The following is a 14,237-nucleotide window of genomic DNA, read 5'->3' as shown; positions in this document are numbered from 1 at the left end:
TCCGGCACTGCTGGCCGGTCTGGCGCTCGGTTTTATTGAAACACGCATGAAACGCATCGTCCCGGATTATCTGTATCTGGTGATCGTCCCGGTGTGCTCGTTGATCCTTGCGGTGTTCCTCGCGCACGCCTTTATCGGTCCGTTTGGCCGCATGATCGGCGACGGTGTCGCGTTTGCGGTCCGTCACCTGCTGACCGGCAGCTTTGCCCCGATTGGCGCGGCGCTGTTCGGCTTCCTGTATGCCCCGCTGGTGATAACCGGCGTGCATCAGACCACGCTGGCTATCGACATGCAGATGATTCAGAGCATGGGCGGTACGCCGGTATGGCCGCTGATCGCACTGTCGAATATCGCTCAGGCCTCTGCGGTAGTCGGGATCATCATCTCCAGTCGCAAACACAATGAACGTGAAATCTCCGTTCCTGCCGCGATTTCCGCCTATCTCGGGGTCACTGAACCGGCCATGTACGGGATCAACCTGAAATACCGCTTCCCGATGCTGTGCGCGATGATCGGTTCCGGTCTCGCCGGACTGCTGTGCGGCCTGAACGGTGTGTTGGCGAACGGAATTGGCGTCGGCGGTTTGCCAGGCATCCTCTCCATCCAGCCGACTTACTGGCAGGTATTTGGCATGGCAATGGTCATTGCGATTGTTATCCCCATGGTACTGACCTCATTCGTTTATCAGCGTAAACACCGTATGGGCACACTACAAATTGTCTAACTTTTCTTCGGGGCGCAGTTGCGCCCCATCGTATTTCCAGGAAACAACCATGAATATTCCCCACTGGTGGCAAAACGGCGTCATCTATCAGGTTTACCCCAAGAGTTTTCAGGACACCACCGGCAGCGGCACCGGCGATTTACGCGGCGTGACGCAGCGCCTCGACTATCTGCAAACGCTGGGGGTTGATGCCATCTGGCTAACGCCGTTCTATATTTCGCCGCAGGTTGATAACGGCTACGACGTCGCGGATTACATGTCTGTCGATCCGGCCTACGGAACGCTTGCAGACTTTGACGAACTGGTGGCGCAGGCGAAAGCGCGCGGCATCCGTATTATTCTCGATATGGTGTTTAACCACACTTCAACCCAGCACCCCTGGTTTCGCGAGGCGCTGGATAAAGACAGCCCGTATCGTCAGTTTTACCTCTGGCGCGACGGCACGCCAGACAGTCTCCCGAATAACTGGCGCTCCAAATTTGGCGGTAGCGCCTGGGGCTGGCACGCCGAAAGCGAGCAGTACTATCTGCACCTCTTTGCTCCGGAGCAGGCAGACCTGAACTGGGAGAATCCGGCGGTCCGCGCCGAGCTAAAAAAAGTGTGCGAGTTCTGGGCCGATCGCGGCGTGGACGGGCTGCGTCTCGACGTGGTGAATCTTATCTCTAAAGATCAGGACTTCCCGAGCGATCCCGACGGCGATGGGCGGCGTTTTTATACCGACGGCCCGCGCGCGCATGCGTTTTTACGTGAAATGAACCGCGACGTCTTCACGCCCCGCGGCCTGATGACGGTCGGAGAAATGTCCTCCACCACGCTGGAAAACTGCCAGCAGTACGCCGCACTCGATGGCAGCGAACTGTCGATGACCTTCAACTTCCACCACCTGAAAGTGGATTACCCCAACGGTGAGAAGTGGACGTTAGCCAAACCCGACTATGTGGCGCTCAAAACCCTATTCCGCCACTGGCAACAAGGCATGCACAATCAGGCCTGGAACGCGCTGTTCTGGTGTAACCACGACCAGCCACGCATCGTGTCGCGTTTTGGCGATGAAGGTAAATACCGCGTTCCGGCCGCAAAAATGCTGGCGATGGTGCTGCATGGTATGCAGGGCACGCCCTACATCTACCAGGGTGAAGAGATCGGCATGACCAATCCGCACTTCCGCCAGATTACCGATTATCGCGATGTGGAAAGCCATAACATGTTTGCTGCCCTGAACGGCCAAGGGCGCGATGCGCAAGAGCTGCTGGCGATCCTCGCCAGTAAATCGCGCGATAACAGCCGCACGCCGATGCAGTGGGATGTCAGCAAACACGCGGGCTTCACCCAGGGTGAACCGTGGATCAATCTGTGCGACAACGCAGCGGATATCAACGTGGCGGCAGCGCTGCGCGATACCGACTCGGTGTTCTATACCTATCAGAAGCTGATCGCATTGCGTAAAGCAGAGCCGGTTATTACCTGGGGCGACTATCAGGATCTGCTACCGGACAGCCCGCATCTGTGGTGCTATCAACGTGAATGGCAAGGACAGCGGCTGCTGGTCATTGCTAATCTGAGCGATACCTTTCAGAGCTGGCAGCCGACCCAGACCGACGGCAACTGGCAGGTGCTGATGCACAACTATGCCGAGGTCGCCAGCCAACCCACAGACATGACGCTGCGTCCTTTTGAAGCCGTCTGGTGGTTGCAAAAATAGCTTGCAATTATGTTCAGGCCCGGTACGCATAACGCTGCCGGGCTTTGATGCATACGCCCAGCTTACCTTTCTGTTTTTGTTGAATAATTAATCAGAATTTTCTGCCCACAATTTACAATCGGCTGTAGTGCCCGTCATCTGTACGCTCCGATTTTTACTTTGCGCTACATCAAATAAATCGTAAACATCCTTGATGCAAATCACTACATATAGAACTTAAAATGCACGCCGACCCAATATGTTGTATTAATCGACTACAATTGCTACAACTACAGTGCACCGCTTCACGGTGGAATTGTGGATAAAGTGGGTCAGGATTGCGGGAAGTCATTGGCAATAGAGATGAATAAAGCCCTGATGGCCTCCCCAACCTCTGTGGATAACCTGTTCTTATAAATATGGAGTGATCATGACACCGCATGTGATGAAACGAGATGGCTGTAAAGTGCCGTTTAAATCAGAGCGCATCAAAGAAGCCATTCTGCGTGCAGCTAAAGCAGCGGGAGTCGATGACGCAGATTACTGTGCCACCGTCGCAGAAGTCGTTAGTAGCCAGATGAATGAGCGCAGCAAGGTCGATATCAACGAGATCCAGACAGCGGTAGAAAACCAGTTAATGTCTGGCCCGTACAAACAACTCGCCCGTGCGTACATCGAATATCGCCACGACCGTGATATCCAGCGTGAAAAACGTGGCCGTCTGAACCAGGAAATTCGTGGTCTGGTTGAGCAAACCAACTCTGCTCTGCTGAATGAAAATGCCAACAAAGACAGCAAAGTGATCCCGACCCAGCGCGACCTGCTGGCCGGTATCGTTGCCAAACACTATGCGCGTCAGCACCTGCTGCCGCGTGATGTCGTCCAGGCGCACGAGCGTGGTGATATTCACTATCACGATCTCGACTACTCTCCGTTCTTCCCAATGTTTAACTGCATGCTGATCGACCTCAAAGGCATGCTGACGCAGGGCTTTAAGATGGGTAACGCGGAGATTGAACCGCCAAAATCCATCTCTACCGCGACCGCCGTCACCGCGCAAATTATCGCGCAGGTCGCCAGCCATATTTATGGCGGCACCACCATTAACCGTATTGATGAAGTTCTCGCGCCGTTCGTTACCGAGAGCTTTAATAAACATCGTAAAACCGCTGAAGAGTGGCAGATCCCGGACGCCGACGGTTATGCCCATTCCCGTACCGAGAAAGAGTGCTACGACGCATTCCAGTCTCTCGAGTATGAAGTGAACACCCTGCATACCGCCAACGGTCAGACGCCGTTCGTGACCTTTGGTTTTGGCCTGGGAACCAGCTGGGAATCGCGTTTGATCCAGCAGTCCATTCTGCGTAACCGTATTGCCGGCCTGGGTAAAAATCGTAAAACCGCAGTGTTCCCGAAACTGGTGTTCGCGATTCGTGACGGTCTGAACCACAAGTTTGGCGATCCGAACTACGACATCAAACAGCTGGCACTGGAGTGCGCGAGCAAGCGTATGTATCCGGACATCCTGAACTACGATCAGGTGGTCAAAGTGACCGGCTCGTTCAAAACGCCAATGGGCTGTCGCAGCTTCCTCGGCGTGTGGGAAAACGAGAACGGCGAACAGATTCACGACGGGCGTAACAACCTCGGCGTTATCAGCCTCAACCTGCCGCGTATCGCGCTGGAAGCGCATGGCGATGAAGCCACCTTCTGGAAACTGCTCGACGATCGTCTGGTGCTGGCGCGTAAAGCGCTGATGACCCGCATTGCGCGCCTGGAAGGCGTGAAGGCCCGTGTGGCGCCAATTCTGTATATGGAAGGGGCCTGCGGCGTGCGTCTGAAAGCGGACGATGACGTGTCAGAAATCTTTAAAAATGGTCGCGCATCCATCTCTCTGGGCTACATCGGTATTCACGAAACCATCAATGCGCTGTTTGGCGACAAGCATGTGTATGACAGCGAGCAGCTGCGCGCCAAAGGTATCGCCATTGTGGAACGCCTGCGTCAAGCGGTCGATCAGTGGAAAGACGAAACTGGCTACGGCTTTAGCCTGTACAGCACGCCAAGTGAAAACCTGTGCGACCGTTTCTGCCGTCTGGATACCGCCGAATTTGGCGTGGTCCCGGGCGTGACCGACAAAGGCTACTACACCAACAGCTTCCACCTCGACGTGGAGAAGAAGGTTAACCCGTACGACAAGATCGATTTCGAAGCGCCGTACCCGCCGCTGGCAAGCGGGGGCTTCATTTGCTACGGCGAATACCCGAATATTCAGCACAACCTGAAAGCGCTGGAAGACGTCTGGGATTACAGCTATCAGCACGTGCCGTATTACGGGACCAACACGCCAATCGATGAATGCTACGAGTGCGGCTTTACCGGTGAATTTGAGTGCACCAGCAAAGGCTTTACCTGCCCGAAATGTGGCAACCACGACGCCGCGCGCGTATCGGTCACCCGCCGCGTCTGCGGTTACTTAGGCAGCCCGGACGCTCGTCCGTTTAACGCCGGTAAGCAGGAAGAAGTGAAGCGCCGCGTTAAGCATTTAGGTAACGGACAGATCGGTTAATTTAGACGATTTTATTGCCCGGCGATGCGACGCTTTTCGGGCCATTATTTCCGCAACGCAATTCACGTCATAGCAAGGCAGCAAATGAGTAAGTCCCGGGGAGCTTACATAAGTAAGTGACTCGGGCGCACGAACGCAGCTATGGCGCGAATTGATAAACGGATGAGAAGCGAAAATGAATTACCATCAGTATTACCCTGTCGACATCGTTAACGGTCCCGGCACTCGCTGCACGCTGTTTGTTTCCGGATGCGTGCATGAATGCCCCGGTTGCTATAACAAAAGCACCTGGCGGCTCAATTCCGGCCAGCCGTTTAGCAAAGAGATGGAAGACAAGATCATTGCCGATCTGAACGACACGCGTATTCACCGTCAGGGGATCTCGCTCTCCGGCGGCGATCCGCTGCATCCACAAAACGTGCCGGATATTCTGCAACTGGTGCAGCGCATTCGCGCTGAGTGTCCGGGAAAAGACATCTGGGTGTGGACAGGCTACAAGCTCGATGAACTCGATGCCGCGCAAATGCAGGTTGTCGATCTCATCAACGTGCTGGTTGACGGTAAATATGTGCAGGATCTGAAAGACCCGGCACTGATCTGGCGCGGCAGCAGTAATCAGGTTGTACATCATTTGCGTTAACACGCGCTCTGGAGAGGCTTTTCACAGCCTCTCCGTCCATTTACTCATTCGCGATTGCGCTTTACCACGGGCATCAATGGCACGCCCATCCGGTAGCCAGCGCTCCACTTCTCCCTTCTGTTTTCCCTGTTCATAAGATTGCCGCTGGGCTGGCGCGCCGTCCGGGTAAAACTGCTCGCTGAGCGAGTGACGCAACCCGTGCCGCCACTGTTCGCGTATCTGCAACTGGCCGGAAGGATAAAAGCTGCAGCATTCACCGTGCAGTTGACCATCAAGCCACTGCTCTTCACGTATCAGCGCCCCCTCTTCTGAAAAATAACGCGCCACGCCCTGTGCCAGACCATCGCGATAGCTCTGCTGCATGGCAAGCTGGCCGTTGGCATGCCAGCTTTCAATCTCGCCATGCAACGCGCCCTGCCGATAGCGCAGCACCGACAGCAGCCGACCATGCTCTTCGATCCGCATTTCGCCGTTCAGCAGACCGTCGGTCAGCTCGGCCTGAAAGCAGGTACTCTCCTGCTGATGTTCCAACACTTCACGCATCAGTTAATTTTCACCATCCCGCCTTTGATGGTCAACATGCCACCGCCGTCCACTGTCTGGGTGGCGCTGGCCTTGCTGGTGAGCGTGGCTTTTGCTTCGTGGGTTATCGTCGCGGCTTTTTGCGTCAGCGAGGCTTTGGCTTCGCTGGCGATGTTGGTGGCGTCCAGTTTCAGACCCGATGCGGCGCTGGCGCTGAGATCCGCTCCGCTTTTCACTTTCAGGGTTTTGCCGCTCTCCAGGGTAAGCGAACCGCTGACCTTAATCGTCAGATTGCCGTCGACGTTCAGCGTATAATCCCCCTTCACCTTATGCGTTTCGTCGCCGCCCACGGTGAGTTCCTGATCGCCTTTCACCGTCACGCTGCGTTTATCCTTCACCTCCAGCGTGTCGCTGCCTTTTTCAATTTTCACCGTGCGATTGCCCTTTTTCAGAGTGACGGTTTCATTGCCCTCTTCAACGGTGCGGGTGCGATCGTTTTTAACGCTGTGGATCTCATCGTGGCTAACGGTAGTTTTGCTGTCGTTGAGCACCGTAAGCTGGAAGTCTTTCTGCGCCTGCATCGCCAGCAGTTCGGCATCTTTTTTGTCGTCAAAGCGCAGTTCGTTGAAGCCTTTTTCACTTTTGGTTTTAATGCCCGACTGGGTCTGATTCGTCGGCAGCGCATACGGCAGGGCATTCGCGCCGTTGTACACACAGCCGGTAATGAGCGGCTTATCCGGGTCGCCATCGATAAAGCTCACCACCACTTCCTGGCCGATGCGCGGGATAAACTGCGCGCCGAAGCCGTTGCCGCTCCAGGCGGTGGCGACCCGCAGCCAGCAGGAGCTGGTTTCGTCGTTTTTGCCCTCTCTGTCCCACGGGAACTGCACCTTCACCCGACCAAGCTTATCAGTCCAGATTTCTTCTCCGCTTTTACCCACCACCACCGCTGTTTGCGTATGCATAAAAGGCTGCGGCGTCACGGCGAGCGGACGGTACGGCGTGGCCTTCGGGATGGCGGTAAAGCGGTTGCGATAGCGCTCGCCGTCGTATTCGTGGCTGACGGCGATGACCAGCCAGTCGATGTTCAATGCTTTGTCATCGTGATCGGTCAAAGTAAACCAGTGCCCGGCGGTCAGCGCCGCGCAGTCGCTTTCGCCGACCAGCTGTTTCGCCTGCGCTTTCAGGGCGTTCACTTTCCACGCCGCCAGCGCGTCGCCTTCGGCTTTAACGCTAAAACGCCCCGGATGCTGATACTGCATACCACCCTTCTTCTCACCGGTCTGGGCAAACAGCGCCGCTTTCGGCTGCTCGTAGTTATAGTCGCTGCTCTGGAAGCCCTGCGCGGTGGCCTGCAAACGCAGCTCTGCCGAACGAATCATTCCGGTTTCCCGTGCGCCGCTTGCTGCGGCCTGATACTTGACCGTTTTCTCACCCGTTATCGGCGGGAAAGCGCTGTTATCATCCGCCAGCACCAGCGTGTGCTTGCCTGCCGCGTGGATAAAGAACCAGAAGATCCCCTCCTGCTCCAGCAGCCGCGAGACAAAATTAAAATCGCTTTCGTTATATTGCAGGCAGTATTCCCGTTTTATTGGTTTGGTTTTCAGTTGAAATTTGTAGTCGCTAAACCCGGCGTCCTTAAACACCTTCTCGACGATCTCCTGCGCGCTGAGGTTCTGAAAAACGCGGTTGTTGCTGGCAAGCGTCAGCCACCACAGCCACGGACGAAGCACAAACTGATAGCGATCGGCGTTGCTGGTCGCCGGAAGCTGGTGCGCTTCGGCAATCAGCCCGTCGTAGTCGGTGCTGTTTATCGTGGCGGTCAGATGGGTCGCCAGCGCAGCGTCGAGAGTTAGCGGCGCGGAGGTGGTTACGGCGACGGTGGCGGTGGTCAGGCCGTTAAGTTGCGATTCGGTATAAGCGGTCGCGGCGGTAAGGCCGGTTAGGGCCGGGGCGGTAAGTTTAATGATAGTGGTGTCTGGCATGGGAAAATCCTTTTTCAACGATAGCGCTAGCGCCGGTTAGCCTGATGATAAACCTCATCACCATCACGTCTGCCTATGGCGATCACAAGAACGACAACCTGCTTGTCCTCAACCTGATAGACCAGACGATATCCGGCACTGCGAAGCTTGATTTTGTAACGGTGTAATTTGCCGGAAAGACGGGCGGCAGGAACATGAGGATTTTCCAGCCGCTCCGCCAGTTTCTTTTTGAACTGCTCGCGTAATGTGGGTGAAAGCTTGCGCCACTCCTTGAGCGCAATATCTAAAAACTCCAGGTTATAGGTCATTTAAAGACACCTTTATTCGCTTTCCATCTTCACGTTCGTCGGCGATACGGTTCAGCTCGGCGTCTTCTGCCAGCTCCAGCAGATACGCATAAACCGCAGGCGGCACGCAGTAAAACGCAGGCTCGTTGCGGTTCAGAATCGCCACCGCTTCACCTTCCCCGGCGTTAACCGTCCCCATTGGGTTACGCTTCAGGTCGGTGATACTGGCTGCGGTTTTGGTCAGGATATGAAATGGCATAATTTTTTCCTCGTTGATGAGGTTTTAGTATAGGCCATTAAAAGTGTCTTTATAAGCATCATTAAGAATACTTTTTTATATTAAAAACCGCGTTATATGGATAGTCTGTTGCCTAGTTAACGGCGCAGAAGTGGTCAGGTCGTTAAGCTGGGATTCGGTATAAGCGGTCGTGGCGGTAAGGCCGGTTAGAGTCGGGGCGGTGAGTTTGATAATGGTGGTATCTGGCATGGGAAATTCCTTTTATATTTGTAGAGTACGTAATGCCCGGTGGCGCTGCGCTTACCGGGCCTAGAGGATTTGCAGTCCAAGTAAAGCGAAATTAACCTAAAACAAACATTTTAATGTCAGTATGGTTTTCTAAAAAATTATGAGCATCACGAGCCATAAAATGACCTTGCCCAGTAAAAATCAAATGATCACCGATCTTTTTATATGTCATAAAAATTTCAGTAAATATCATTTTATCTTTTTTTTCATAATACACATCATTTTCTACTCCTGTAATCAACTCATCTGGCAATGCTAGAAAGAAAACCTTTGCTTCGCGAGAACCGTTCCCAACTATAGAGCTACGGAATTTTCTTTCATTGACTAAGGCCCATTTAATTTTTCTACCAGCAATCTCGACTCCCCAATCAGTCGGATTGAACTCCTTTATAAAATTAAATCTATGATCAATTAGAATAAAAAGCTTACTAATAAGGTCATTCATATCATCAGAGTTCATTGAAACATTGATTTTATTATCATGTTCAATCGCCCCTATTTTACGACACGAGCGTTCTAATATTGCAGCAATTGCATCTAGATATTTACGTTGTCCATCGATACCGCTACTCTTAGGCCAACGTTTCTCTTTTGAAGAACCGGGGTCATCTATTCTTTGCGCTGGATTCATACCTAAAAACCCACCAAATTTTGGGCAGGTACAATATATTGAATATCGTTTGATATCTATATTACAAGGATCCCATCTTTTTTTATCAGGAGTCCCATGCCACATGCCATCTATAATAGAAGTCAAATGAATTCGTTTATAATCAAGTCTTGATAAAAAATCCCTCCCAACATTAAATTCATTTAACTTGATCCCCTTACCACTAATTTCCTTTGCCTTTATAACGCATAAAATCAAATAAGCTGCGAGCCAATAATACCGCCAAGGCAAATAGTGATGGTAAGTCCATCCATCTTGCCCTGGAGTTAATCCAGGTCTTGATGGAACAATAGCATCTAGTGATATTATGTCACTCATTTTATCACTTCCCCAACCACCAGATTCTCAACATCTCTGGCCCCCACGCCCTTACATTTCTCCATTACCCTTTCCACCAATCCATCTTCCATATTTAATTTCTCTCCCGTCGCCACAAAATATCTCTGCGATAACTTATCCAGTTTCGCCAGCACAATTCCCTTCAATATTTCTTCATCCAATGCCCGATAGGCCACCGTGGTCATCCGCGCTAAGAACGCCGGGCGAAAATGGCGCAACAGCTCCTCGCGCAAATCTTCGTTAAACCGCTCACTGTTTAATTCAGCCGCAGGCGTGTCGAGAATCAGCTCCGCGCCGACGTTGCTGGTCGCCAGCATTACCGTATTTTTGAAATCGACAATTAGCCCGGTGCCGTCTTCCATTACGCCTTTGTCGAAGACGTTATAGAACGCCTCCAGCACGTCCGGGTGCGCCTTTTCGATTTCATCGAGCAGCACCACGGAATAGGGGCGACGGCGTACCGCTTCGGTTAACGCCCCGCCGCTGCCATAGCCCACGTAGCCCGGCGGTGCGCCTTTAAGCTGGCTGACGGTGTGCGCTTCCTGGTATTCAGACAGGTTGATGGTGATCAGATTGCGCTCGCCGCCGTACAGAGCGTCGGCCAGCGCATAGGCGGTTTCGGTTTTGCCCACGCCGGTTGGCCCGACCAGCAGGAACACGCCGACCGGCTTTTGCGGATCGGTCAGACCGCTACGATAGGCGCGCAGGCGTTGGGCGATGGTCTCCAGCGCTGCCTGCTGCCCCATCACCCGCTCGCTCATGCGTTCAACCAGTGTACGCAGGGCGTGGGCTTCGTCGGTGAGCATCTGCCCAAGCGGAATGCCCGTCCAGCCGCCGATCACCGCCGCCACAGTGGCGGGATCGACACAATCCGGCACCAGCGGCACTTCGTCGCGCAGCTGCGCAGCGGCGGTTTCCAGTTTGCCGATCAGCGCCGCGCACTCCACCAGCTCTTGCTCCAGTTCCTCGTCATCGTCCAGCCGCGCACTGAGATCCAGCATCCGCTGGCGGGCGGCCAGCAGCTCGCCGACCCGCTGACGCTCATCCTGCCAGCGCCCTTCCACTTCCCGCGCCTGAATGTGCAGTTTCTCCGCCAGCGCCTCCAGTTCACAAAGCCTGTCGTGATGATCGACGCCCACCAGCAACTCGCGGTTGAGGCGTTCACTCTCTTCTTCGATGGCCGCCTGCTGCTGACGGATCCCCTCAAGCTGGGGCGGCACGTCATGCTGCGCCAGCGCCACTCTGGCGCAGGCAGTGTCGAGCACGCTGATGGCTTTGTCCGGCAGTTGGCGCCCGGAGATGTAGCGCTGCGACAGACGCACCGCCTCGCGGATGGCGGTATCGAGGATCTGCACGCCGTGGTGTGCCTCGAGCTTGTCGGCCACCGCCCGCAGCATCACCACCGCGCTGTTCTCGTCCGGCTCTTCAATCTGGATACGCTGAAAACGTCGGTCCAGCGCCGGATCCTTCTCGAAATATTTTTTGTACTCCTGCCATGTGGTGGCGGCGATGGTGCGCAGTTCCCCACGCGCCAGCGCCGGTTTCAGCAGGTTGGCGGCGTCGCTGCCGCCCTCGGCGCCGCCCGCGCCTATCAGCGTGTGGGCTTCGTCGATAAATAAAACGATCGGCTGCGGGGATTTTTTTACCGCGTCGATTACGCCGCGCAAACGCTGTTCAAACTCGCCTTTCACGCCCGCTCCCGCCTGCAACAAGCCAAGATCGAGAGCCAGCAGAGCGACATCACGCAACGGCGGCGGCACGCTGGCTTCGGCAATGCGTCGCGCCAGCCCTTCGGCAACGGCGGTTTTGCCCACACCTGGCGCCCCCACCAGAATCGGGTTGTTTTGCCTGCGACGCAGCAGGATGTCGATACACTGGCGGATCTCCGCGTCGCGCCCGATGATCGGATCGATCCGCCCTTCCCGCGCGTCACGAGTCAGATCGTGCGTGTATTGATCCAGTACCCCGCCTTCACGCTTCGGGGATTCTCCCTTGTCAGGGTCTGCAGCCTCCTCAACGGAGTTGCGACACCAGGTCTGCCACTGGCTTTCCAGCTCCGCAGCCGGAAGCTGTAACAACAGTGGCATTCCCTGCGCCAACTGGGTACGCAGCCGTTCTCGGGTGAGTAAGGTCAGGAGCAATAAGGCCGAACGAACCAGAGGAATACGCTGGAATGTCGCCTGCAAAATCGCCCCTTCCAGTAGCTCTATCAGTTGTACGGAAAACACCGGCATCCGCGTACAGCCCGCTTTGAACTGCGCCTGAGCACGCTGGATCTCTTCACGTAACGTATCGGTGGAGATAGCCGCGTTGCTCAGGCAATACGCTAAATCACAGTGTTCATCATCCAGTAAAGCCAGCAGCATATGCTCCGGCTCAACGAACCAGTGTCCCTGCGCCCGGCTGCGTTCGGCGGCCTGTTCCAGCGCACGAAAACAAATGGGGTTCAGTCGTTTTACCAGCGCTTTCAAATCCATTTACTGTTCTCCTCAAGATGCTGTTGGCAATGGAACATGGCGGGCTTGCGCCCTGCCAGTTGCGCGGTATACCCCAGACGCGGCGGCGCAGCGCGGGTTAAGCGATGATCCAGCGTCAGGGTTGCGCGCATCATCAATTCCTGCGTTATTCCCGCGCCAAACCAGATTTCCGCTAACTTACTGAGCTGGAGAAAACCCTGACTGCCGGGTAAAAATTCGCGCCACTGCGTAGCGTTTTTAGCACGCAGATGCACCCGTAGCGCCGCATGCTGGTTCCATATTCGCCGACCGGCGACGCTATTGCGCCCCAGCCGACATCCCGTCCGGCTTATTGATGCCTGTGGCAAAGGCTGCCAGCGGCCGACAAACTCTTCGACATGCACGGTGACGTTCAGTACGGCCTCGACCAGCGCCACAAATCCAGCCGTAGAACGCCTGCGATTAGGCAGGTTGCCGCATTGCATCAGCAGACTCTGTACCTGCGCAGATTCATACTTTTCCATGGCGTCGAGCCTGAAACCACACAGCGCACGCATTACAGAAAGCCCTGGCGCATCTTCTCGCCTGGCGTAAGGCATAGCCAGCCGATGCAGGCTCAGGCTACGGTAGTGATGTTGAAGAAAACGCTGTTGAAACATAAATATAAAATCCTGCAGTGCGCTGTTTTTATCCTGCGTCGCCTGCTGTAGCCATTCCAGCCAGCCGTAGGGCAATACGCCATCCGCCCCCCCTGGCCCGAGGCTACGCACCTGCACAACGTCTTCGTTCAGCGAACTGACTTCCGCTGGGCTAAATGCCAGCCCCAGATCGCCCCGCAGTTCGGGCGTCTCACCCGCCGCTTCCAGGATGCGGACACACTGCTCCAGCGAGAAGCGCCACGGCTCGGCCTTAAGCTGGGCGATTACGCTATCAGCGTGGTCTGTTCGACGTCTGTCCATAGCGACAGCTCCTCTCCTTCGTCTTGCAATATCGTGTGGATAAAGCAGTTTGCGGTGGCATTACGCGCCAGAAAACGGGCAATAACGCCCGCAAACAACAGTCGGCTGCTTCCAGTAAAGGCTTGTGGATCGAGTTCCAGCGTCACCTTGATACCGTTATGCCAGCCGCGCCAGGCATCCCGCCCCCGATGCTCACTCACCCGTTGGCAACACATCTCGCGGATGCCATTGATCTGCTGCCAGACAGCGGGTGACGCAGAGGAAGGGGCATACAGGGCCAGCAGTTCTTTCAGCGAGTCCAGCGCGCTCTGACCTTCGTTCAATAAGAGATGGTTGAGCGCAAGCGTTGAGAGCAGTTTCCAACGTGCATCTCGCTGCAACGCAGGCGCTGAAGGCATGGTCGGCGTTCCCAGTAAATGCACCTGCGCAACCGGACCAGGTACTTCAAAGGTTAGTGGCGTTCCCGCACAAAGCAGTGCGGCCTGCTCACCGTTGCTGCACCAGAGCGTCGCCGTCAGGCTCGCTTCTTCATCCGGCGCAAACGGGTCGAAACGGCTGTCCACCAGCGTTAACCACAACGCATTGCCCTGCTGGCGGTTGCGTCGTGCATGCCAGAACCAGCGGGACTCGCTATGCCCGTGAGCGGAATAATATGCAGGCACGCGCCAGGCTTCTTCACGGCGGCTCATCCACAGCGTCTGTACACGGTAGATCTGTACATGTTGATCATGATGATCGGCCACCAGCCGATGCTCGCTGCGAATATGCCCGGCGATCAGCGGCTCAGAGGTCCGGGTGAACAGGTTAACGATTGGCACACACCCCAAACGAATATCACCCGAGTGAATATGCTGCGCCCCCGGCGGAGCGCGATCGAAA

General features: G+C 55.1%; 12 protein-coding genes. 4 read left to right on the top strand and 8 right to left on the bottom strand.

Features of this window, described 5'->3' with window-relative positions:
* The 4 genes from treB to nrdG form a co-directional block, all read left to right on the top strand.
* On the top strand, nucleotides 1-724 hold a 724-nt coding region (gene treB / locus KQJ19_RS18180), incomplete at its 5' end, for a PTS trehalose transporter subunit IIBC (protein WP_216403949.1).
* A 49-nt stretch (nucleotides 725-773) separates the two neighbouring features.
* Nucleotides 774-2,426, top strand: coding sequence for an alpha,alpha-phosphotrehalase (gene treC, locus KQJ19_RS18175; RefSeq protein ID WP_216403948.1), 1,653 nt, complete (start codon nucleotides 774-776; stop codon nucleotides 2,424-2,426).
* 409 nt (nucleotides 2,427-2,835) lie between these two features.
* A complete protein-coding gene (gene nrdD, locus KQJ19_RS18170) occupies nucleotides 2,836-4,974 on the top strand; it encodes an anaerobic ribonucleoside-triphosphate reductase (RefSeq protein WP_016151477.1) in 2,139 nt (712 codons plus the stop codon).
* 175 nt (nucleotides 4,975-5,149) lie between these two features.
* Nucleotides 5,150-5,614, top strand: a complete 465-nt coding sequence (nrdG, locus tag KQJ19_RS18165; RefSeq protein WP_016151476.1) for an anaerobic ribonucleoside-triphosphate reductase-activating protein — start codon at nucleotides 5,150-5,152, stop codon at nucleotides 5,612-5,614.
* Nucleotides 5,615-5,635: 21 nt separating this feature from the next.
* Here nrdG and KQJ19_RS18160 read toward each other — a convergent pair whose 3' ends face one another.
* The 8 genes from KQJ19_RS18160 to KQJ19_RS18125 form a co-directional block, all read right to left on the bottom strand.
* Nucleotides 5,636-6,157: a hypothetical protein gene (locus KQJ19_RS18160; RefSeq protein WP_019078246.1), complete on the bottom strand. Its 522-nt coding sequence runs from the start codon at nucleotides 6,155-6,157 to the stop codon at nucleotides 5,636-5,638.
* Nucleotides 6,157-8,121 carry a type VI secretion system tip protein TssI/VgrG gene (gene tssI, locus KQJ19_RS18155; RefSeq protein ID WP_216403947.1) on the bottom strand — a complete coding sequence of 655 codons (1,965 nt, stop codon included), beginning with the start codon at nucleotides 8,119-8,121 and terminating at the stop codon, nucleotides 6,157-6,159. The genes KQJ19_RS18160 and tssI overlap by 1 nt, the downstream gene beginning before the upstream one ends.
* Before the next feature lie 26 nt (nucleotides 8,122-8,147).
* Nucleotides 8,148-8,429, bottom strand: a complete 282-nt coding sequence (locus KQJ19_RS18150; RefSeq protein ID WP_216403946.1) for a type II toxin-antitoxin system RelE/ParE family toxin — start codon at nucleotides 8,427-8,429, stop codon at nucleotides 8,148-8,150.
* Nucleotides 8,419-8,667: a plasmid stabilization protein gene (locus tag KQJ19_RS18145; protein ID WP_137380106.1), complete on the bottom strand. Its 249-nt coding sequence runs from the start codon at nucleotides 8,665-8,667 to the stop codon at nucleotides 8,419-8,421. The genes KQJ19_RS18150 and KQJ19_RS18145 overlap by 11 nt, the downstream gene beginning before the upstream one ends.
* Nucleotides 8,668-8,986: 319 nt before the next feature.
* A complete protein-coding gene (locus KQJ19_RS18140; protein ID WP_216403945.1) occupies nucleotides 8,987-9,922 on the bottom strand; it encodes a hypothetical protein in 936 nt (311 codons plus the stop codon).
* Nucleotides 9,919-12,420 (bottom strand): type VI secretion system ATPase TssH, encoded by a 2,502-nt coding sequence (tssH, locus tag KQJ19_RS18135; RefSeq protein WP_216403944.1) that lies wholly within the window; start codon nucleotides 12,418-12,420, stop codon nucleotides 9,919-9,921. The genes KQJ19_RS18140 and tssH overlap by 4 nt, the downstream gene beginning before the upstream one ends.
* A complete protein-coding gene (gene tssG, locus KQJ19_RS18130) occupies nucleotides 12,411-13,358 on the bottom strand; it encodes a type VI secretion system baseplate subunit TssG (protein WP_216403943.1) in 948 nt (315 codons plus the stop codon). Before tssG ends, tssH begins: the two co-directional genes overlap by 10 nt.
* The coding region (locus KQJ19_RS18125; protein WP_216403942.1) for a type VI secretion system baseplate subunit TssF at nucleotides 13,322-14,237 on the bottom strand (916 nt) is incomplete at its 5' end. The genes tssG and KQJ19_RS18125, both read right to left, overlap by 37 nt.

It is taken from the genome of Citrobacter sp. S46_ASV_140 (genome assembly GCF_018919545.1).
Taxonomy (GTDB): domain Bacteria; phylum Pseudomonadota; class Gammaproteobacteria; order Enterobacterales; family Enterobacteriaceae; genus Citrobacter; species Citrobacter braakii.
The sequence above is the reverse complement of the archived record's forward strand: the minus strand, read 5'-3'. Positions and strand labels throughout refer to the sequence as shown.

Excerpts from the sequence above, each read along its gene's own strand:
- treC (WP_216403948.1), top strand. The coding sequence starts at position 774 with ATGAATATTCCCCACTGGTGGCAAAACGGCGTCATCTATCAGGTTTAC.
- nrdD (WP_016151477.1), top strand. The coding sequence starts at position 2,836 with ATGACACCGCATGTGATGAAACGAGATGGCTGTAAAGTGCCGTTTAAA.
- nrdG (WP_016151476.1), top strand. The coding sequence starts at position 5,150 with ATGAATTACCATCAGTATTACCCTGTCGACATCGTTAACGGTCCCGGC.
- KQJ19_RS18160 (WP_019078246.1), bottom strand. The coding sequence starts at position 6,157 with ATGCGTGAAGTGTTGGAACATCAGCAGGAGAGTACCTGCTTTCAGGCC.
- tssI (WP_216403947.1), bottom strand. The coding sequence starts at position 8,121 with ATGCCAGACACCACTATCATTAAACTTACCGCCCCGGCCCTAACCGGC.
- KQJ19_RS18150 (WP_216403946.1), bottom strand. The coding sequence starts at position 8,429 with ATGACCTATAACCTGGAGTTTTTAGATATTGCGCTCAAGGAGTGGCGC.
- KQJ19_RS18145 (WP_137380106.1), bottom strand. The coding sequence starts at position 8,667 with ATGCCATTTCATATCCTGACCAAAACCGCAGCCAGTATCACCGACCTG.
- KQJ19_RS18140 (WP_216403945.1), bottom strand. The coding sequence starts at position 9,922 with ATGAGTGACATAATATCACTAGATGCTATTGTTCCATCAAGACCTGGA.
- tssH (WP_216403944.1), bottom strand. The coding sequence starts at position 12,420 with ATGGATTTGAAAGCGCTGGTAAAACGACTGAACCCCATTTGTTTTCGT.
- tssG (WP_216403943.1), bottom strand. The coding sequence starts at position 13,358 with ATGGACAGACGTCGAACAGACCACGCTGATAGCGTAATCGCCCAGCTT.